The organism is Caballeronia sp. LP006 (genome assembly GCF_031450995.1).
GTDB lineage: Bacteria > Pseudomonadota > Gammaproteobacteria > Burkholderiales > Burkholderiaceae > Caballeronia.
The window spans coordinates 180,592-199,845 of sequence record NZ_JARTVW010000006.1 but is presented as its reverse complement, the minus strand read 5'-3'; the positions used below and the strand labels follow the sequence as shown (position 1 = coordinate 199,845).

The following is a 19,254-nucleotide window of genomic DNA, read 5'->3' as shown; positions in this document are numbered from 1 at the left end:
CGCGCGCGCCACAGGCTTGCACCGAGCGGATCGACCATTTGACGAACCTAGCCAGAGCACTTGTTTCCCTGTGGCGGGTCTGGAGGGCGGCCCCTTTCGCTTCGTCGTTGAGATCGAGCCTGCAACGGTCGCGCTGACCGCTAATCGGAAATACCCATTCACGTTGAATTGCGGTCTCGTGCGTCTTCAAAGCAGCGGGGCGTCTGAAGTCAGGACATTCTGGGCGTGTGTTCGTTGCGCTGACTTATGGCCGCCGCTGGTTTCTCAGCCCGGGGCTCGGAGCCTAGGTGCTGACCGAGTTGTGCGGCCAGACCGCGCTTGATAAGTGCCTTCTTTAATGCTCCGGACAGGTCGTCGGTCGAACCCTGGCGTCATCGGATGAAAAGTCGATTGGTCGATTGAGGCTTTAGGGGTCGACGGCAGTTCAAGTGTGGACGTCTCGGGTACCGTGGCATCACGGCTCCGTCTCCATTGCGGCTGCCTCACACACGAAAGTCCTGACGGACCCCACTCGCCACTCGTCAGGTCAATCCGCTACCGCATAGCTGTTCTAGTAAGCAGCGCTATCCGACGGTCTCGAATTTTCGTTCATCCAAATCGCTTCGGCGCATGGCTCGATCTTCTTTACTTCGACACGCGACGGCCCCCCACGTCTGCCTCATTCAGCGCGAACAGACACTCCTATAGTTAGATTAACTTTCCTATTTGGAAAGAAAGAGTCGTCTTTTCTAATTATTTTTGCGTGTCTACATTTTTCCTGCGCGCTTCGTCACCGGCGCAAACGCACCCGGTCACCGGGAGACCAGACCCTTGCAAGCAGTTCGATTAAGGAGTTAGAACATGCTGTATCGCTTCCTCTCACGTGCGGCGCTTTTCGTGTCCGTCGGCTTCTTGTTCAGTCATCAAGCTCAGGCTGCTGACACGCTGACCAAAATCAAAAGTACCGGAGAGATTCGGCTGGGCGTGCGTGACGCGTCTGTGCCATTTTCGTATCTCGACCAGAACCAGAAATATGTCGGCTATTCTGTCGACCTGTGCATGAAAGTAGTGGACAAGCTGAAGCAATCGGTGCCCAACCTGAAGGTCACGGACGTTCCCGTGACGTCGGCCAACCGCATTGCTCTGGTGAACAATGGCAACGTCGACATCGAATGCGCGAGCACTGCCAACAGCATCGAGCGCCAGAAGCAAGTCGGCTTCTCCGTCGCAACGTTCATCAGCCACACGAAATGGCTCGTGAAGGCAGATTCTGGTATCAAGACCGCGGCAGACCTGAAAGGCAAAACGGTCGTGTACACGCAGGGCTCGAACGCCCTCCAGTTCGCGAAGGAAATTAGCGAAAAGAACGGTCTTGACCTGAAGTTCATCCCGGCCCACGACCATGGCGAGTCGATGCTTACCCTCGACAATGGCCGTGCCGCCGCGTTCATCGAAGACGACATCCTGCTCGCAGCCAAGAAGGCGGACGCGTCTAATCCTGCAGGGTTCGCCTTTCTCCCCGAGTCCTATAACTCGCTCGCGTACGGGTTGATGATTGCAAAGGACGACCCTGCATTCAAAAAGGTGGTCGATGAAACACTCAAGTCGCTGATGGCCTCGGGCGAATTCAACCAAATCTACAAGAAATGGTTCGTCGATGCGATTCCTCCCCGCGGCATCAAGCTCGATTTCCCGATGAGCAATGACTTGAAGGAACGCGTGAAGAATCCGAGCGACAAGGTGCCTTCATAAGTTAAGCCCCGGGGCGCCGGTGTGGCGCCCCCTCATGGAGGCATCAAGCCATGAACTTGCTGTTCGAAACCACAGTCGATGGCAACCATTACATCAACTGGCTCCTCTCGGGGCTGATGTGGACAGTGGTGCTCTGGTTCGGCGCTGCGCTCATTGCATCGTTCTTCGGCGTTCTGGTTGGCTGCGGAAGGACTGTGAACAATGGCATCGTCCGAGGACTGAGCCGCACTTATGTCCAGGTATTCCGAAACATCCCACTGCTTTTGCAAGCCTTCCTCTGGTACTTCGTGTTCCCAGAGATAGTGCCGGCGTCGCTGGGCAATGCACTCAAAAGCATGGCTCCGCCCTGGGCGAGCTTCGTACCTGCTTTGATAGCAATCGGCTTATATACAGGAGCACGCGTCGCGGAGCAGGTTCGAGCCGGCATCCAATCGCTCCCGAAAGGGCAGCGTGAAGCGGGACACGCTCTCGGTTTGTCATCGTGGAACCAATATACCTGCGTACTTATCCCTCAAGCGCTTCGGACGATGGCCCCATCGTTGACCAGCGAAGCGCTTGCATTGCTGAAGAACACGTCGGTCGCGATGACGATTGGTTTGCTCGACCTGACCGCACAGGCTCAGCAGATGAACGAATTTACGTTCCGAACGTTTGAAGCGTTCGGAGTCGTGACGCTGACTTATTTTGTGCTGTCGCTGCTTATCTATTGGGGCGCCGTTGGCGTAACCAGCAGGCACGCGACGGTGTCGAAATCTTGATGCTGACAAGTTAAGTGGTGACTGCAATGACGTTCGACTTCCCTGCAATTGAAAGAGCTCTGCCGTTCCTCGGCGAGGGCATGGTGTACACACTCAAGCTCACGGTAGTGGCATTCGTCGGCGGCCTCGTCATCGGGACGGCGCTTGCTATCGTCCGGCACCTTCGCATTCCGGTGCTTGACCGCATTGTCTGGGCCTACGTGACGGTGATGCGGTCGATACCGCTCATCATGGTGCTCTTCTGGTTCTTCTTCCTTGTTCCGCTATTGCTCAGGAAGTTTTCACCGGACGGCATGTCAGTGTCAATCAGTCCGCAGCTAACGGCGTTCGTCACGTACACGCTGTTCGAGGCTGCCTACTTCTGCGAAATCATTCGGTCCGGCCTGCTGTCCGTTCCGAGAGGACAGTTTGAGGGAGCCAAAGCTCTCGGCTTCTCGGTGTGGCAGTCGTATTCGCTGGTCATTGTTCCCCAGGCTCTGAAGGCTGTGGTGCCCATCATGGTGACGCAGGCCATCATTCTTTTTCAAGACACGTCACTGGTCTACGTTCTGTCGCTCACCGACTTCATGGGCGCCGCAGCAAAGATTGCCCAGCGAGACGGGAAGCTAGTCGAGCTCTACACCTTCGCCGCGATTGTCTACTTCATCGTGTGCTCAGGATTTGCTGAGTTGGCCGACCACCTCAGGAAGCGTCGACAGCTCAAACAAACGGTGCGCGTGGCCGCACCTGTCGCGGTGACAGCAGCAAATTGACGACCCATTTGATTGTGAAGGCAAACTCATGAATTCATCCACTACCCCCATCGTCGAGCTCAAGTCCGTTGTCAAGCGCTTTGGGCGGCACACGGTTCTGAATGGCATCAATTTGACGGTCAACGCCGGCGAGAAGGTCGTCATCTGCGGACCGTCCGGCTCCGGCAAATCCACTCTCATCCGATGTATTAACGGGCTGGAGGATATAGATGAGGGAGAAGTCGTTGTGCGCGATTTGAAGTCGGCCCAAGCGTATAGCGCAGCTGAGGTGCGGCGGCATGTCGGCATGGTCTTTCAAAGCTTCAACCTTTTTCCGCACTACACCGTACTCAAGAACTGCATGCTGGCGCCAATGAAAGTCCATGGTGTTGACTCGAAGGCAGCTCAAATGCTGGCGATGCAGCTCCTCGACAAGGTACGAGTCTCGAGCCAGGCAGAAAAGTACCCGCCTCAGTTGTCCGGCGGACAGCAGCAGCGCGTCGCAATTGCTCGAGCGCTCTGCATGCGCCCGAATGTGATGTTGTTCGACGAACCTACCTCCGCGCTCGACCCCGAAATGGTGAAAGAGGTCCTGGACACGATGGTTACGCTGGCGGCTGAGGGGATGACGATGCTCTGCGTGACGCACGAGATGTCATTCGCTCGTCGTGTTGCCGACAGAATCATCTTCGTGGATGGCGGCCAGATTCTCGCGGACGTCACGCCTGCCGAGTTCTTTGGGGACAGCGCGCACCCGCGCGTGCGTGATTTTCTTGGCCAAGTCCTGTCGCACGCGTAAGCGTGAATTTTGCCGGAAGTGCATCTCTCCCTTATTCGACGGAGCGGATAGACGTGCCGGCGTGTGCCTGTGAAGCTACCTTGATTGAGATACGCAATGATTCCCAGAGAAAAGCTGGCGTCAATCCGTGACCTGTTTCCCGTGACCAAGCGCCAGCTCTACCTAGATTCTAGTCATCAAACGCCTTTGTCAGGACCAGTGCGAGACGCTCTCGTTTCATTCTTGACTGAAGGCTACGAGACGGCTGGTCCGAAGCCAGTGTGGGTTCGTCGAGTCGAAGACACGCGCGCAAGCGTTGCGCGGTTGTTCAATACGTCGCCGGCCGAGATTGCATTCACCAAGAATACCTCCGAAGGTCTGAATATCGCGGCCAATGCGGTGCCACTCGAAGCGGGCGACAACGTCGTGCTCATCGAAGGAGACCATCCCAACAACGCCTATGCCTGGTTGAATCTAAAGCGCAAGGGCGTAGAAATTCGATTCGCGCCCTTAAAAGACAACGAGGTCGCAACGGCGAAAACGTTCGAACCGTACATTGACGGCCGGACCAAGGTCATCACACTCTCGCACGTGAGCTTCCACGCTGGGCAGGTGCATGACCTTGCGGACATCGGCTCGCTTTGCAAGGGCAGAGGTATCTACCTAATCATCGACGCCATGCAGTCAGTCGGTGTGATTCCGATTGATGTGAAGGCGCTCCACATCTCTGTGCTGGCTGCTGGTACCCACAAGGGACTGCTGGTGCCGCAAGGGCTTGGAGTGCTCTACGTGGCGAACGGTCTCGATGAACTCCGCCCGGCCTACCTGGCGATGTCGAGTATGCTTAACCCACCTGCGGACTACATTGCGCGACCAAAGGACCTGGCGGTGCGTCGGGACGCACAGCGCTTCGAATTCGGCAACGTCAATTTGCCTGACCTGCACGCCCTCGATGCCGCCATCAAGCTCATCGAGAGCGTCGGCGTGAATGCAATTTATGGACACGTCAACGAGCTTGGCGACCTTTTGCTTAGGAAGCTGGACCAACTTGGTATTACTGTCGTTGGGCCGCGCGAGCGTGGGAAGCGAAACCACATCTACGTTCTAAACCTGCCTGTTACTGAGTGGGCGGATTTCTTCGCACGCAATGACGTTCGTGTCTCTCCGGAGCGCGGAGGCATCCGCGTATCGCTGGGAATGTTCAATAGCGTTGAGGATGTCGAGCGTCTCATCTCGGTTATTCGCGCAGGGCAGAAAGAAGAACTGTCGGCAATCACCATGCAGCTCGACTAAGACGCCGCCCGCTGTGTAGCGGGCGGTGATGCCGGTTCATTCGAGGGGCTCAATGTGATGAGACTCTCGGTATCGGCGCGCAGACGATATATAAGCGCGACTCGCTAAAGTTATAAAAGAAGTTCTTCGACAGTAGTCGAGCTTCTTCCAATATCAAGAAAGAGTCTTCTTGCAGAGGCAGCTGTGTTGCCCAAGGGAGCGGTCTCTCAGAGCCTTCTAGCGCAGTCTACTAGCGCGTCCAGCACAGCTGCCACGGCAGGCCGCTTCGCAGTCCCTTTAGACAATGCAACGAATACACGACGATTGAGCACGGGGTCGATAGGAAGAACCGAAAAGTCAGGGTCCTTTTCTGCGTGCCGCAGTGCGAGTCGCGGCAGAACAGCGACGGCGCCGCCCGTTCTCACCATTTCAAGCGTAACTGCCATATTTCTACTGCTGGTCGTGACCTTTGGTGTGAATCCTCCGGCATAACAGGCATTCAGCAAGAACGTGTGATAAGTGGCGGCTGACTGATTCAGCGCCCAGCGCTCGTGAGCCAAGTCCGAGAGATGAATTGATTTCCGGCCTGCAAGTTTGTGGCTCGACGATACCACCGCGTCAAAGTGGTCCACGCACAGAGGGCGGAATTCAAGCACGTTCGCCAGCGCTTCTGCGCTCACCAGGTCATCAACGATGGCAAGGTCAGTTTGCTTAGCCGCCGCCGCTCGAAGCCCTTCAGACGGCTCCAACTCCGTGAAGATGACGTTCAACTGCGGATGCTGTTCCAGCAAATACTGGACAGCGAGCGGCACGACGCTGCTGGCCAAGGAGCCAAATGCCGACATGCGGACTTCGCCGCTCACCTCGACGTTGGCGGCCGCGACTTCAGCCTCGATTTCTTCGACCATCTGAAACAAGTCGGTCGCTCTCGCCACCAAGCGCCTGCCCGCCGGCGTCAGCTGGACGCCTCGGCCGGACCGCTCGATGAGCACAGTCTCAAGCTCGTCTTCCAACTGGGCAAGCTGCTGCGACACCGCCGGACGCGTCAAGTGAACTGCGTCTGCGACGGCCGAAATCGTCCCCAGAACAGAAAGCTCATGCAGCAACCGCAAACGGCTCAAATTCAGCATTGGAATGTCCTCCCACAAGCGTATGTTAATCAAAACTTACGCATACCGTCAAAAAGTGTCGTCTTTTTTTTCTTAATTTGGCTTCTTATAGTCAAGTCACTGGCACTAGCCGAGCCGATTGACTCGGGAAAAACCTTAAATAACAGTCACTTAAGAGAAGTGCTGGCTCAACTCAACGGAATTCGTCGGAGGAAGTTCAAATGAAGGTTGCATTTATCGGTATTGGTCGCATGGGTAGTCGCATGGCCGCGCGCCTGGTAGCGGCAGGTCACCAGGTCCGCGTCTATGACCCGAGCCAAGCTGCAATGGACGCGCTCGCAGCCAAGGGTGCCATCGCGACGACCAGTCCGGCTGACGCTGCGAAGGATGCGGAGCGAATCCTGTTGAGCTTGCCGAGCCCGAAGACGCTGCGCGACGCAGTGACCGGAAACGATGGCGTTCTCAAGACCGCATCCGAAGGCGCAATCATCGTCGACTTCAGCACCGTTGACCCGGCAACGACAAAAGAAATCGCCGCCGCAGCGGCAGAGAAAAAGGTCGAGTTCGTTGACTCGCCGGTGAGCGGCGGCGTCGCTGGTGCCGAGAACGGCAAGCTCGTTCTGATGGTCGGTGGTGCGGAAAAGACCCTGGCTGACTTGAAGTCGGTTTTCGACGTGCTGGCAGGCCGCGTTGTCCACTGCGGCGACGTCGGCGCGGGCCAACTCACCAAGCTCAGCCATAACCTGTTGACCGCTATCAACACGGTTGCCCTGGGCGAAGTGTTGACCGCAAGCGTCAAGGCTGGTGCGAAGCTCGACGTGCTCTGCGACGTGCTGACCGCCGGCCTGGCTGGCAGCAAGATGCTCGACTACCTGCCGAAGACCCTGTTCACGCAAGAGCGCCCTGGCAACTTTGCCATCAACCTCATGCACAAGGACATCAAGCTGTGCCTCGATGAATTCTCGAACTATTCGATGCCCCTCGGTCAGCTGGTTCTGCAGACCTACAACGCAGCTCGTGCCAAAGGCTTGGGCGACAAGGACTCGACCAGCGTCAACGAACTGTACGAAGAGCTGCTCGGTGTTCGTTTGAGCCTGCCCGCTGCGCAGTAATTCGCCCTCGATTTAAGGAAGATATTGTGAATTCCCGTACCGAAACTATGAATGCAGAGGTTGTACTGCCGCAAGCCGGCATCACCGGTCTGCTCGTCAACAACGAATGGCGTACCCCGGCAAAGGGCAAGACGCTCGACATCGAAAACCCTTCGCGCCGTGAAAAGCTGGCTACGATTGGTGGGAGCGACGCGGATGACGTGGCAGCTGCCGTCGCCGCCGCGAAGGCAGCATTCCCGACGTGGCGCCGTATGGCCTCGCGCGCACGTGGTGCGCTGCTGACGGAACTGGGCAATCGCGTTACGGCGAACGCTGAAGAAATCGCACGCGTGCTGGCAGCTGAAAGCGGCAATGCACTGCGCACGCAAAGCCGTCCGGAAGTTCTGGGTGCCGCAGAAGTGCTGCGCTATTACGGTGGTGTCGTCGCTGAGCAGAAGGGCGAGACCCTCCCGCTCGGTCCGGGCCTCTTCAGCTATTCGACGCGTGAGCCGCTGGGCGTTGTCGGTGCAATCATTCCGTGGAACTCGCCGGTCGTTCTGGCTGCAGTAAAAATCGGTATGGCTCTCGGCACCGGCAACACGCTCGTGCTTAAGCCTGCAGAAGATGCGCCGCTCGCCGTTATCAAGATTGCGGAACTCGCAACAGGCCTGTTCCCGGCTGGCGTGTTCAATCTCGTGACTGGCACCGGTATTGAAGCAGGCGCGGCATTGTCGCAAAACGCTGATGTCGCGAAGGTGTCGTTCACGGGGTCACTCGAAGTCGGCAAGCTCGTCGCGCACGCTGTTGCTGACCGTATCGGTCGTTCGACGCTGGAACTGGGCGGCAAGAGCCCTTGCATCGTTTATCCGGATGCAGCAACGCCCGAATACATCGACGCTACGGTCACGGGCATCATCAACGCAATGCGCTTCGCCCGTCAGGGGCAATCGTGCACGGCAGGCTCGCGCCTCTTCGTCCATAAGGATGTCTGGGATGTCGTGATGCCCAAGGTTGTGGCCAAGGTCAAAGAACTGAAGACGGGCGACTCGCTCGACGAATCGAACGACATCGGCGCAATCATCAACGAAGAGCGCTACACCGCTGTTCGTGACTTCATCAAGGAAGCCATCGATTCCGGCGCGCAAGTGCTCACCGGTTCGGTGCCGCCGGCGCTCGAAGACGCCAAAGGCTTCTTCCCCGAGCCGGTCATCTTCGCTGGCGTCGATAACAGCTGGCGCGTGTGTCGCGAGGAAGTGTTCGGTCCGGTCCTGGTCGCCATTCCATGGTCGGACGAACAGGAAGTGATTCAGTGGGCGAACGACACTGTTTATGGTCTCGCGGCTTACGTGTTCACGAATGACATCACTAAGGCACTGAAGGCCACCGAGCAAATCGACGCCGGCTGGCTCCAGGTCAACCGTGCTGGCGGTCAGATTCCGGGTATGTCGTACGGCGGTGCCAAGCAGAGTGGCATCGGCGCTGAGTACTCCATCGAAGGTGCGCTTGAGGCTTATACGGCGCGTAAGAGCGTGACTATCAACGTCTAAACGCAAGTAGCAGTAAAAGTTGGCCCGGCGTTCGACCGGGCCGACGAGTCGTCGCATACGGGTAGGAGGAACTATGAGCACGCAGCAAGTCACAGCTTCCAACGAAGAGACCACACACGAAGCGCACGGTTCGCCCGCTCGCGCCGCGCTGAGCTCGTTCATTGGGACCACGGTGGAATGGTACGACTACTTTCTGTACGGTACCGCAGCAGCACTGGTGTTTCCGAAAGTGTTTTTCAACGAGTTGACGCCGGAGTTGGCAACGCTCGCGTCGATGGCGTCCTTCGCTGTCGCTTTTATCCTGCGACCGCTTGGCGGCATGGTTATTGGTCACTTCGGTGACCGCATGGGCCGCAAGCAGATGCTTGTTTTTACCTTGCTCGTGATGGGCCTCTGTACAGCAGCGATTGGCTTTCTGCCCTCGTACAACTCCATTGGTTACTGGAGTCCTGGACTGCTTATCCTGCTGCGAGTCGTTCAGGGCTTCGCGCTCGGTGGTGAGTGGGGTGGCGCAGCGCTGATGTCGGTCGAACATGCGCCGGATGGAAGGCGCGGCCTATTCGGCGCGACGATGCAGATGGGCGTGCCCGCCGGCTTGCTAGTGTCAACTGGCGCATTCGCACTTGTCTCCGCGTTACCGGATGAGCAGTTTTTCGCCTGGGGCTGGCGTCTGCCATTCATCTTCAGCTTGGCCCTTCTGTTCGTCGGCATGTATATCCGCCTTCAAGTGAGCGAGCCACCGAACTTCGAAAAAGCAAAAGCTGCTGGCAACGTATCGAATGCTCCGCTGCTTGAGGTTTGGCAGAACGAGAAGAAGAAGACTCTCATCATGGTCTTTTTCCAGACAGTAGCGAACGTCGGCTACTTTCTGATTACAGTCTACGCACTGACTTACATCACCAACACGCTGCATCTGCCTCGCAGCGTTGCCTCGACGGGTCTGCTCGTCGCGGCTGCGGTTGACCTTTTCATGCAGCCGGTCTTTGGCTGGTTGTCGGACAAGGTCGGTCGCCGTGTGGTGTATGGCTTCGGCGCTATCTTCTTTGCGGTCTACGCCTTCCCGCTCTTCTCGCTCCTCGACACTGGCAATCCCGTACTCATCACGATTGCGCTGTCGCTCGGTCTCGGAATTGGTCACGCTTCGACCGGCTCCTTGCACGGCGTGATTTATGCGGAACAGTATCCGACGCGCTATCGCTTCAGCGGCTCGTCGACCGCATACCAGCTCTCCGGCATCATCTCCAGCGCTCCGACGCCGATGATTGCCGCCTGGTTGGTCGCACGAAGCGGCAATTCGATGTCCGTGTCTTGGTACGTCGTCGTGGCAGCAATCATCTCGCTTGTCTGCGTGCTCCTCGTGAAGGAGACGTACCGCGAACCTATCGACCGTTGATTGGATTCGCCATGACACCAGCAAATGAACAAATTACCGGCGAGCGCATCGACCGACTGATGACTGTTGAAATGAGGCCGCTTACGGGTGGTGTACCTGCGGGCTTTGTTGTACCCGTGTATCAGGTATGTCGCGCCCATCACGGTGAGCCACTCAGTTCCCTAGCCGCTCGCCGGTTGGCCGAGGCATTGTCAAAGGGCGATACGGTCTTCATCGCAACCGGTGCCGGCGTGGCTCCCAAGCTCCCATTCGGGGAGACGGATGGGCCGGTCGGAGCCGCGTCTCTGGCGCGAGCACTCGTGGTCGCCTATGGCGTGCGCGTGGTGCTCGTTACGGAAGAAGCTCATGCCGCGCCCGTTCGCGCAGTCGCCGCCGTTATCAACGATGACTTGGGTCGCGAAGGCGCATTGTCGACCGTCTCCTTCAATCTTGGTCTTAAGGAAGGTCACGAGAAGGCTGAAGAGCTAATGAGCGAGTACAGACCTGCTGCAGTCGTATTCGTCGAGCGCGATGGTCCTAATAAAGAAGGCTTCTTCCACGGCGTTCGTGGCGACTGCCGCAATCCCGAGGACGTCGGTCACGTCTATCTGCTTGCCGACCTTGCTCGCAAACGCGGCGTACTCACCGTTGGCATCGGCGATGGCGGAAACGAAGTCGGATTCGGAGCGATTCGCGACAAAATCGCGGCAGTCCATCCGCTTGGCGCCAAGTCGCTCGCTGGACATGCGTCTGGCGTGATTACCGTCACCGCGACCGATGTTGTCGTAAGCGCGTCGGTATCAAACTGGGGCGCCCACGGAATCGCTGCTGCCGTTGCTGCAAGAGAGAACAACCTCAGCGTGCTGCACACGCCTAGCCTCGAGCATCGAATGATTGAGGCGACCGTCGCTGCTGGAGCTCGAGACGGAGCAACGTCACGCGCAGAAGTAGCAGTGGACGGAATCAACTGGGAAGGACATACGGCATTCGTCGAGATGCTCCGAAGCATCGTTACGGTTGCGCTGTAAGCGACCAAGTCTTGAAGCCAAATTTTGAAGAGGTGGTTTGAATGAGTAGCGTTGCGGAAGGAAAGAAAGCTCAAGCTGCTGGCGCGAAGGTCGATAGCTTCGGAAACGCGATTGACCCGACGGTGGGGTTTGCGAGAGGCTCGATTATTCGCTCAAGTATTGATGAGGCCCTGAGGCTTCGTCACGGGCAGGCTGTTGCCGCCAAGCGCGTGAAGATGCTGGGTGCGGAGTCGATTGGTGTGTTCACGGGAAATCAACGCGATTTCCCAATTGGGGCTGAAGATATCGCGACGCTGTGTGAAGAGTGGGTGGGCCCGGGCCTGTGCGCCGAGGAATTGCGCCAGGTTGCCATCGGCCATATGGGTGGTAAGACCGATGACGCGGTAGCGGTGTTCAACCGGACAAGCGCGGGCATCATCGCGACTATCGCTGCATTGGCAGGCGACAAGCCTGTCGTTTCCGTGGTTCCCCCGGGTGGTCGCTCGCACGCATCCGTTGTCCGCGGTTCGAAAATCGCCGGTGTTCCAGTCCAAGAAGTTCAGGGTGATAAGGACTGGCGCAAGGCTATCGATTCTGCTCGGCCTGCACTTGTTGTCATAACAACAGTCACGAGCAGCCTTGAGCGGCTCGAAGACCATGTGGCTCGAGAAGTTGCCCAATACGCACACGCTCTCGGCGCAATTGTCTTCCTAGATGAAGCATACGGAGCGCGCCTGAGAACAGTCCTACACGGTGGCGCGTTGAGCCTTCAGCTCGGCGCTGATGTTTCCGTGACCAACTGCGACAAGGCCGGCTTGTCTGGTCCTCGTGCGGGTGTCCTCGTTGGGCGTCCCGAATTCGTCACGGCAGCGGCGGCCAAGGGCGCTGAGTTCGGCATGGAGGCACGCGCACCTATCGCAGCAGCGGTGCTGCGGTCCTTGCAGAAATACCAGCCCCGCGACTTGCGAGAAGAGTCGGCCGCCGGACAGAAGCTCGCCGATGCACTCGAGCTGAAAATGGGTAAGGACCTGGTGAAGCGAAGCGACCTCGGGCCGATGGTGGACGAAGACGCAGTGTTGACTGTCCTTTTGAAGATGGCAGGCCGCGAGAACGACACACCAGTCGTCGTGCCGTGTGAGGCTACATCGGCACTCGGCATGGTTCTTCTCGAAGACCACGGCATTTTGACGGTGAACACCCATGGTCAGCCGGGTGCCCGCGTGTCCCTGCGTCTGAAGCCGACGCTCGACGCGCTCGGACGAACAGGCGGCTTCGACGCCGTAGTCTCGGCCGTGGAGAAGTCGCTCGAGAAAGTTGCCGCAATCATCCACGACCGCGATGCAATCGCGCGTCTCGTTGTAGGAAAGTGAACATGGCGGACTCAAAATTCTCTGCAATTGACGAGCGTCTCGACGCGCTTGTTTCTCTCGACCTGGGCGGCCGTGGCGTCGAGCAAATCTACGCCGCGGCGCGAGAGCGTCAAGGCGGTCCGTTGGTCGGGGCTGCCGCCGACGCACTCGCCGCCATCCCCGAGAAAGCCAACGTCTTTGTGACGACAGGTTCGGTGTCGCGCGCGTGGATTTCCCCCACTATTGGCGAAAACGACGGTCCTGCTGGTCTTGCGGCCGTTGTTCGTGCGCTGTCGTTGGCAAAGAAGGCGCTTTGCATTACGTTCGTCGAAGAAACGCTGATTGAAACTACTTCGGCCATCTTGACGACAGCTGGTCTCACCGTGCTGCCGTACGAGCAAGCCAAAATTGCGCGCGACGACGGATGCTTGGCCGTTGTCTGCGTCGAACCGTTTCCGCTCGACGAGGGGGGCGCCAAAGATGTTTCGAAGTCGCTCCTCGAGAAGTACAAGCCCGCACTTTTCTTCTCGACCGAACGCGTTGGCCGCAACGTCGATGGTATCTACTGCAGCATGCGCGGCATCGACTACGGTATGGGCCGCGCACGCATCGACTTCCTGTTCGACGAAGCTATCGCGCAAAACGTGCCGACAGTGGCTGTCGGTGACGGCGGTAACGAAATCGGGATGGGCGTAGTCGCAGAGGCGGTGCAGGAATATGTGAAGTTTGGCGACAAACGACCTGACGGCAGTGCTGGCATCGGTGCGGTCACGGGGACCGATGTTCTGGTTACCGCCGCATGCTCGAATTGGGGATGCTATGCCATCGCTGGCGCATTTGCCGCTCGGATGGGCAGAGCGTCGCTCGCCCACACGCCGCAACTGGAGGTTGCATTGCTGCGTCGTGGAGTCGATGTTGGTCTTATCAACTCGGTTGCCAATGTCATCGACGGGAACGTCGATGGCATCCCGGAGGCTACTCACTACGCCGTCGTGCAGCTCATCTCCACCATCATTGCACCTGCATTCAAGTAACGCTCCATGAGCGCCGGTTCCGGCGCAGCATTTTGCTGCGCTGGACGCCGAAGCCGAGTGGGGTCACTGCCTCCACCCCTCATCCCTCCGATAGCGACAAGCTGCCCGGCCAAGCATGCACAGCATGCTGGACGGCGGCCCCTTGCATTTCATAGGCCATCGGGTCTGTGACCCACAACCGCCGTTGTTTCCGGGCGCATTCGCCCATCCCCTCTCGCACGCTACAGCTTGCCGTGAATACCATGCTGTTCCGCTCTACTACTCCCTAAAACGCAGTTTGAAAGGAAATTTATTGTTTCCTATGCAGTCAGAATGTGTCGTCTTTTTTTCCTTATTTTGGTTTCGTACATTTCTCTCATGCCTCTGCCGTGACATCAGTACGAGCGAGGCATTGATACACAAACCTCTCTCAACGAACTTCTGAAGGCATGCAAATGAATACGTATCAAGCCATCTCCGCACACGCCAACGCAGAGCCGCGCGGCCCGAAGCACGGTTCCGATGCCGCTGCACAGAAAGTGGTAGCGCTCTCGGCATATGCGACGTTGCTGACTGCCCCAATGTCTTTACTCGCCAGCAATGCTGCCGACCGAGCCGACGTCTCGTTCGCAGCTATTCTTGGTTACAACTGAGACGAGGTCGAAATGCATCGCATCGTAATCGTCGGTGGCGGGGCCGGCGGACTGGAACTGGCAACGCGCCTTGGGGACCGCTTGGGCGCAGGCAACCGTGCGCAGGTCACACTCGTTGACAGATGGCCGACGCATGTCTGGAAGCCCTTGCTGCACGAAGTTGCTGCTGGCAGCCTCGATACTAATACCCACCAGATTACGTTTGCAGCGCATGCACATTGGCATCACTTCGGCTTCGTTCAGGGTGAGATGACCGGTCTGAGCCGAGCCAATAAAGAAGTTTCTGTCGCGCCGGTCTACGACAATGACGGCGTCGAGATTATCCCTGCGAGGACACTCCAGTACGACACACTCGTCTTAGCTCTTGGAAGTCGTACGCACTTCTTCGGAGTTAACGGGGCTCAGAAAAATGCAATAACGCTTGATACACTCGAGCAGGCCGAGTTACTCCGCAAGCGCTTGCTCCAAGCCTGTCTCAGAAAGCGTGCGTTCAACCAGGGCAGTAGCGACCAAGCGGTCGACATTGCAATCATCGGCGGCGGTGCAACGGGAGTTGAACTCGCAGCCGAACTGCGTCGAATGGAAGACACGTTTCGGCAGTTCGGATTGTTGTCCGGCGAAAAGCAGCACCAGATGCGCATCACGCTACTCGAGGCCGGCGGCCGTATCCTTCCCGCGCTGAGTGACAAGGTTTCAAATGCCACGCAAAGCCTCCTTGAGCGGATGAGCGTCGTGGTTTCCGTCGCGGATCCTGTCGACAACGTTGCAGCAAACTTTGTCAAAACAAAGAGTGGTCGTTCAATTGCCGCGGACGTCACGATTTGGGCAGCTGGCATCAAGGCGCCCGACGTTCTTTCGTCACTCGATGGGATTACGGTCAACAGAATCAATCAAGTGAAGGTTACCCAAACCCTTCAAAGCGTCGCTGATGGCGATATCTTCGCACTGGGTGATTGCGCAAGCTGCGCTTGGACCGATGACCGTATGGTGCCGCCGCGTGCTCAAGCCGCCCATCAACAAGCGGTCTTTCTTTTCAAAGCGTTGACAGCTCGCATCCGCGGACGCCCGATGGGGGTCTTCGCGTATAGGGACCACGGGTCGCTCATCTCGCTAGGTTCATCCACTGCGGTCGGAAGCTTGTCGAACCGAGCTACGAGCAGGAGCATCTTTGTCCAAGGTCTAGTCGCGAAGGTAATGTACGCCGCGCTGTATCGGAAGCACTTGGCAGCAGTGTCCGGGCTACGCCATACGGCCATCGCGCTCCTTGCACATTCGCTGCGCCGCGTAGCGAGTCCACGAGTCAAGCTTCACTGAAGGCAGCGTGCCAATCAATTCACACTCAGTTTGCTAGTAACAGAATGGAAAGCACGAAGAACGCACACCCTCGAGCAGCCGAGAGCTCGCTCCAAGCTTCGACTGCTCGCAGCGGAGACTCGATGGTAAAGGTTGCCATCGCAAGTATGGCTGGCGCGACGCTCGAGTGGTATGACTTCACGCTGTACAACGCGATGGCTGCGCTCGTGTTCAATCGGCTTTTCTTTCCGCAATTCGACCCGCTTGTTGGAACCATCCTAGCGTTTTCGACCTACGCGGTTGGATACATCTCCCGTCCGATTGGAGGGGTTGTCTTCGGGTGGGCCGGCAACAAATATGGGCGCAAAGCAGTCTTGCTGGTGACTCTGCTGATGATGGGCGTGTCCAGTCTGGTTATTGGACTGCTTCCGACGTACGACACCATTGGGGTGGCTGCGCCGTTGTTGCTGGTTGCGCTTCGTTTTTTTCAGGGCATGGCGCTTGGAGGTGATTGGGCCGCAGCTGTGCTTCTGTCCTCAGAAAGTGGGAGCGCATCGAAGCGGGGATTCAACGCCTCGTTTGCTCAGACAGGCCCTGCTGCAGGAACATTGCTCGCGACCGCGACGCTGTGGCTCGTAACCACCATATTGACCTCGGAGGAATTCGCGATCTGGGGTTGGCGCATCCCGTTTGTTCTCAGCGTGCTGTTAGTGTTCGTCGGAATGTGGATTCGACGAGCTGTCGCGGAACCGGCATCGACCACCGGCTCGTTAAAGAAAACGAGGCGCTCAAGTAGTCCCATTCGAGAAGTGTTCAGATTGCATCTCAGAAGCTTACTGGTAGCAGGCGGTGTACGCATAGGTAGTGATGTCTTGTACGCCGTAGTTGCTACATTCAGCCTGACCTACGTGTCTCAAGTTCTCAAGCTACCGAGGTCGATTGCACTTGCTGGCGTTCTCTCAGGTGCCACCGCGCAGCTTTTCCTGATTCCGGCCTTCGGAGCGCTGTCCGATAGATTTGGCAGACGGCCCCTCTATTTTGCGGGAATTGCGGCTGGAGTCCTCGCGTCGTTCGCGGTGTTCACGCTCTTCAATACTCGCGATGCTTCATTGATTGCGATTGCTGTGGTGCTCGGGATGACCGCACATGCTGCCATGTATGGCGTCCAGGCAGCGCTTGTAACTGAGCAATTTGATGCTCGTGTGAGATTCGCGGGTTCCTCTCTCGCATACACCTTTGCAGGTGTGCTGGGAGGCGGGTTCGCGCCGTTGGTGATATCGACCCTTTATGCGCGCTTCAACTCGACGTTATTCATCTCACTGTATGTAATGGGCGCACTTGCGGTCTCCGCCATCGCATTGATGTTTGCCCGACCGGCGGAACGCAACCAGGCCTGATGCTCAAAATCAGGCAAGGCCAGATTATTCGTAAGCGGTCGAGGAACAACGTCCTTCCAATGAGTGGCTGAAGGTCTGAACCTAAGTGTCCGCGTGGACACAAGCACTCAGACCTTATGAACGAAAATCAAGACCTTCGCAGCAGACTGGTCGTTGGCCAGAAGCGGGGCGGACATCGCGAATTCAACGAGGATGCCGTTCGGGAACTTGTCGCTCTGTGTCTAAGGCCTGGCGTATCGATCGCTCGTGCGGCAATGGATCACGACGTGAATCCGAATCAGCTGCGCCGATGGATCGTACGGTATCAGCCGCAAATCCTGCACAATTCCCGGGAGCCGGAGCCAATGGTGGTCGACGGCGTATCGATTGTTCTTGTTGCAAGCTCATGCGCGCACCTCGGTGAGCAGTTGCTGATAGACCGACGGCGGGTGCTGTTTCGACATCGAGGAATCAACCTGGGCTCGCGTAACGGGAAGCGCAACCCTCTGCACTCCGCTAAAGCCAACCAAGTCCTGCAAGTACGGACGCTCGCTCTGCTCCTCTGCTCCAGCCAAACTGCGGGCGCAAAGCCTGTCACCGGATGAACGCGCTGGTTGGCAACGTCTCGCAGCCATTTTGCCAACTTCTGCGTGGCGGTGTCGACGTCGAGCATAAGCTCCGACTGCTTGAGCTGACTCGTTAGCGGCACATAGAAGTTGCCTCGCAGATATCGGTGGAATCGTTCAACCTTGCCCTTTGTTCTAGGTCGATGCGGTTGGCACAAGCTGGGCATGAAGTTGTACCGCCTGGCCAAGTCGAGAAGTCAAGCGTGCCACCGATGCTGACCCGCGCGGTAGGCATCACGCTGAACCACGATGGTCTTGGCGTTGTCGTACAGGATCTCGCGCGGCACACCGCCCAACGCATCGAACAACGCGTGGTGACACGCGACCAGGGTCTCGGCCCTCTCATTCGTGGTGAAACGCGCCCAACGCCAGCGGCTGAACCCGAGCGTCGCCGTGAAGGCGTAGAGAGGCTGCGCGCCTCGGCGGAACACAACGAAGTCACATTGCATCTGGCGCCCCGGATCGGTCTCGAACCGCACGACAGGGTCGGACTTCGCCACCGTCTTGTGAAGCTTCATCAGCGCCTGAAGACTGCGCAACTGCCCGTCGTAGCCCAGCGCACGTAACTCTCGAAGCAGGGCAGGCGCTGCGATCGTCTCAGGCGCGGCGGCTCGCATGCGCTCGACGACATACGTCTCGAACGCATCAAGCTTGGTAGCCCGGGGAGCTCGCTGCTTATAGCGCGGCACCTCTTCTGCCGACAAATACCGCGTCACCGGGTTGCGTGAAATGCCCAGGCGACGTGCGATCTCGCGTTCGCCTACGCCCTGAGCTTTGAGCACATGGATTTGCATCCACTGTTCCTTCTGGAGCATCGCCGGCCTCTGCGCGCAAAAGACCAAAAGACCGACTGTATTGAAAGGTGGCTCAGCTTTACTTCGCGCGGGAAAGTATCTATCCGACGCTGACAGACGACTGGCGGAGGTGCCAATTGCCAGGTATCGGCTGCGTCGGAAGGAGCCCGAAGGGCGAGTGCAGAAGCACCCCTTCTGAGGGAATTGCGCCCGACGTTGACAGCTGTTTGTGGTCATGACGGCGATCGCGTTTGCGCTGGGTGTGCTGATCATCATTCCGATCGGGGGGCGCGGACATGCCGGTGGTGTCAGCGTCGGATAGATACTCCTCATTTGGGGAAACTAGGTCCGACGTTGACAGGTGGTCGTGTCGATGCTCAACTCGTACTCGGGCTGGGCGGCAGCAGGCATCGGCTTCTCGCTGAACAATCCGATGCTGATCATCGCCGGCTCACTGGTGGGTTCGTCGGGCGCGATTCTGTCGTACATCATGTGCCGTGCGATGAAGCGCTCGTTCTTCAACGTGATTCTGGGCGGGTTTGGGGGCGAGGCGGGCGGTGCGTCGGCAGGCGGTACGCAGGAACAGCGCCCGGTCAAATCCGGCTCTGCTGATTGCGTATTTCGGACGAAGGTGACCGGCCGTTTCGGGATCGTGACCGGCGATTTCGGCAACGTGACCGGCCGTTTCGGGAATGTGACCGAACGAACCGGACGGCAGGACTGGCGTTGCGCATGACATCAACCACGCGAGCTA

The 19,254-nt window shown here is 57.9% G+C and carries 15 protein-coding genes and 4 pseudogenes; 17 read left to right on the top strand and 2 right to left on the bottom strand.

Going from position 1 to position 19,254, the window contains the following annotated elements:
- Positions 1-840: 840 nt before the first annotated feature.
- The 5 genes from P9250_RS31440 (at position 841) to P9250_RS31420 (ending at position 5,291) form a co-directional block, all read left to right on the top strand.
- Positions 841-1,731 carry an amino acid ABC transporter substrate-binding protein gene (locus P9250_RS31440; protein ID WP_310397276.1) on the top strand — a complete coding sequence of 297 codons (891 nt, stop codon included), beginning with the start codon at positions 841-843 and terminating at the stop codon, positions 1,729-1,731.
- 50 nt (positions 1,732-1,781) lie between these two features.
- The gene (locus P9250_RS31435) at positions 1,782-2,489 is read left to right on the top strand and encodes an amino acid ABC transporter permease (protein WP_310397274.1); all 708 of its coding nucleotides are present in this window, start codon (positions 1,782-1,784) and stop codon (positions 2,487-2,489) included.
- A gap of 26 nt (positions 2,490-2,515) precedes the next feature.
- Positions 2,516-3,241: an amino acid ABC transporter permease gene (locus tag P9250_RS31430; protein ID WP_310397270.1), complete on the top strand. Its 726-nt coding sequence runs from the start codon at positions 2,516-2,518 to the stop codon at positions 3,239-3,241.
- Positions 3,242-3,269: 28 nt separating this feature from the next.
- Positions 3,270-4,019, top strand: coding sequence for an amino acid ABC transporter ATP-binding protein (locus P9250_RS31425; RefSeq protein WP_310397267.1), 750 nt, complete (start codon positions 3,270-3,272; stop codon positions 4,017-4,019).
- Positions 4,020-4,115: 96 nt separating this feature from the next.
- Complete coding sequence (locus P9250_RS31420; protein WP_310397264.1) at positions 4,116-5,291, top strand: aminotransferase class V-fold PLP-dependent enzyme; 1,176 nt, start codon at positions 4,116-4,118, stop codon at positions 5,289-5,291.
- A 206-nt stretch (positions 5,292-5,497) separates the two neighbouring features.
- On the opposite strand, the gene P9250_RS31415 is transcribed toward P9250_RS31420, so the two are convergent.
- A complete protein-coding gene (locus P9250_RS31415) occupies positions 5,498-6,400 on the bottom strand; it encodes a LysR family transcriptional regulator (protein WP_310397261.1) in 903 nt (300 codons plus the stop codon).
- Positions 6,401-6,591: 191 nt separating this feature from the next.
- Here P9250_RS31415 and P9250_RS31410 point away from each other — a divergent pair.
- The 11 genes and pseudogenes from P9250_RS31410 to P9250_RS31360 form a co-directional block, all read left to right on the top strand.
- Positions 6,592-7,071: pseudogene (locus P9250_RS31410) on the top strand (NAD(P)-dependent oxidoreductase); the annotation flags it as partial.
- A complete protein-coding gene (locus P9250_RS31405) occupies positions 7,054-7,491 on the top strand; it encodes an NAD-binding protein (RefSeq protein WP_310397656.1) in 438 nt (145 codons plus the stop codon). The pseudogene P9250_RS31410 and the gene P9250_RS31405, both read left to right, overlap by 18 nt.
- 47 nt (positions 7,492-7,538) lie before the next feature.
- Positions 7,539-9,017 carry an aldehyde dehydrogenase family protein gene (locus P9250_RS31400; protein ID WP_310397258.1) on the top strand — a complete coding sequence of 493 codons (1,479 nt, stop codon included), beginning with the start codon at positions 7,539-7,541 and terminating at the stop codon, positions 9,015-9,017.
- Positions 9,018-9,090: 73 nt separating this feature from the next.
- Positions 9,091-10,410: an MFS transporter gene (locus P9250_RS31395; RefSeq protein WP_310397255.1), complete on the top strand. Its 1,320-nt coding sequence runs from the start codon at positions 9,091-9,093 to the stop codon at positions 10,408-10,410.
- A gap of 11 nt (positions 10,411-10,421) precedes the next feature.
- A complete protein-coding gene (locus tag P9250_RS31390) occupies positions 10,422-11,417 on the top strand; it encodes a glutamate cyclase domain-containing protein (RefSeq protein WP_310397252.1) in 996 nt (331 codons plus the stop codon).
- A gap of 41 nt (positions 11,418-11,458) precedes the next feature.
- Positions 11,459-12,766 (top strand): aminotransferase class I/II-fold pyridoxal phosphate-dependent enzyme, encoded by a 1,308-nt coding sequence (locus P9250_RS31385; RefSeq protein WP_310397250.1) that lies wholly within the window; start codon positions 11,459-11,461, stop codon positions 12,764-12,766.
- 2 nt (positions 12,767-12,768) lie between these two features.
- Positions 12,769-13,779, top strand: a complete 1,011-nt coding sequence (locus P9250_RS31380) for a glutamate cyclase domain-containing protein (RefSeq protein WP_310397247.1) — start codon at positions 12,769-12,771, stop codon at positions 13,777-13,779.
- 434 nt (positions 13,780-14,213) lie between these two features.
- Complete coding sequence (locus P9250_RS31375; protein ID WP_310397244.1) at positions 14,214-14,411, top strand: hypothetical protein; 198 nt, start codon at positions 14,214-14,216, stop codon at positions 14,409-14,411.
- A gap of 12 nt (positions 14,412-14,423) precedes the next feature.
- Positions 14,424-15,725 carry an NAD(P)/FAD-dependent oxidoreductase gene (locus tag P9250_RS31370; RefSeq protein WP_310397241.1) on the top strand — a complete coding sequence of 434 codons (1,302 nt, stop codon included), beginning with the start codon at positions 14,424-14,426 and terminating at the stop codon, positions 15,723-15,725.
- A gap of 122 nt (positions 15,726-15,847) precedes the next feature.
- The gene (locus P9250_RS31365; protein ID WP_310397238.1) at positions 15,848-17,101 is read left to right on the top strand and encodes an MFS transporter; all 1,254 of its coding nucleotides are present in this window, start codon (positions 15,848-15,850) and stop codon (positions 17,099-17,101) included.
- 116 nt (positions 17,102-17,217) lie between these two features.
- A pseudogene (locus P9250_RS31360) lies at positions 17,218-17,349 on the top strand (IS66 family insertion sequence element accessory protein TnpB); the annotation flags it as partial.
- 135 nt (positions 17,350-17,484) lie between these two features.
- On the opposite strand, the pseudogene istA reads toward P9250_RS31360, so the two are convergent.
- Positions 17,485-18,521: pseudogene (gene istA / locus P9250_RS31355) on the bottom strand (IS21 family transposase).
- 205 nt (positions 18,522-18,726) lie between these two features.
- On the opposite strand from istA, the pseudogene P9250_RS31350 reads away from it, so the two are divergent.
- Positions 18,727-19,113: pseudogene (locus tag P9250_RS31350) on the top strand (NAD(P)(+) transhydrogenase (Re/Si-specific) subunit beta); the annotation flags it as partial.
- Positions 19,114-19,254: the final 141 nt, after the last annotated feature.

Coding starts and splice junctions, on each gene's coding strand:
- P9250_RS31440 (WP_310397276.1), top strand. CDS start 841: ATGCTGTATCGCTTCCTCTCACGTGCGGCGCTTTTCGTGTCCGTCGGC.
- P9250_RS31435 (WP_310397274.1), top strand. CDS start 1,782: ATGAACTTGCTGTTCGAAACCACAGTCGATGGCAACCATTACATCAAC.
- P9250_RS31430 (WP_310397270.1), top strand. CDS start 2,516: ATGACGTTCGACTTCCCTGCAATTGAAAGAGCTCTGCCGTTCCTCGGC.
- P9250_RS31425 (WP_310397267.1), top strand. CDS start 3,270: ATGAATTCATCCACTACCCCCATCGTCGAGCTCAAGTCCGTTGTCAAG.
- P9250_RS31420 (WP_310397264.1), top strand. CDS start 4,116: ATGATTCCCAGAGAAAAGCTGGCGTCAATCCGTGACCTGTTTCCCGTG.
- P9250_RS31415 (WP_310397261.1), bottom strand. CDS start 6,400: ATGCTGAATTTGAGCCGTTTGCGGTTGCTGCATGAGCTTTCTGTTCTG.
- P9250_RS31400 (WP_310397258.1), top strand. CDS start 7,539: ATGAATGCAGAGGTTGTACTGCCGCAAGCCGGCATCACCGGTCTGCTC.
- P9250_RS31395 (WP_310397255.1), top strand. CDS start 9,091: ATGAGCACGCAGCAAGTCACAGCTTCCAACGAAGAGACCACACACGAA.
- P9250_RS31390 (WP_310397252.1), top strand. CDS start 10,422: ATGACACCAGCAAATGAACAAATTACCGGCGAGCGCATCGACCGACTG.
- P9250_RS31385 (WP_310397250.1), top strand. CDS start 11,459: ATGAGTAGCGTTGCGGAAGGAAAGAAAGCTCAAGCTGCTGGCGCGAAG.
- P9250_RS31380 (WP_310397247.1), top strand. CDS start 12,769: ATGGCGGACTCAAAATTCTCTGCAATTGACGAGCGTCTCGACGCGCTT.
- P9250_RS31375 (WP_310397244.1), top strand. CDS start 14,214: ATGAATACGTATCAAGCCATCTCCGCACACGCCAACGCAGAGCCGCGC.
- P9250_RS31370 (WP_310397241.1), top strand. CDS start 14,424: ATGCATCGCATCGTAATCGTCGGTGGCGGGGCCGGCGGACTGGAACTG.
- P9250_RS31365 (WP_310397238.1), top strand. CDS start 15,848: ATGGTAAAGGTTGCCATCGCAAGTATGGCTGGCGCGACGCTCGAGTGG.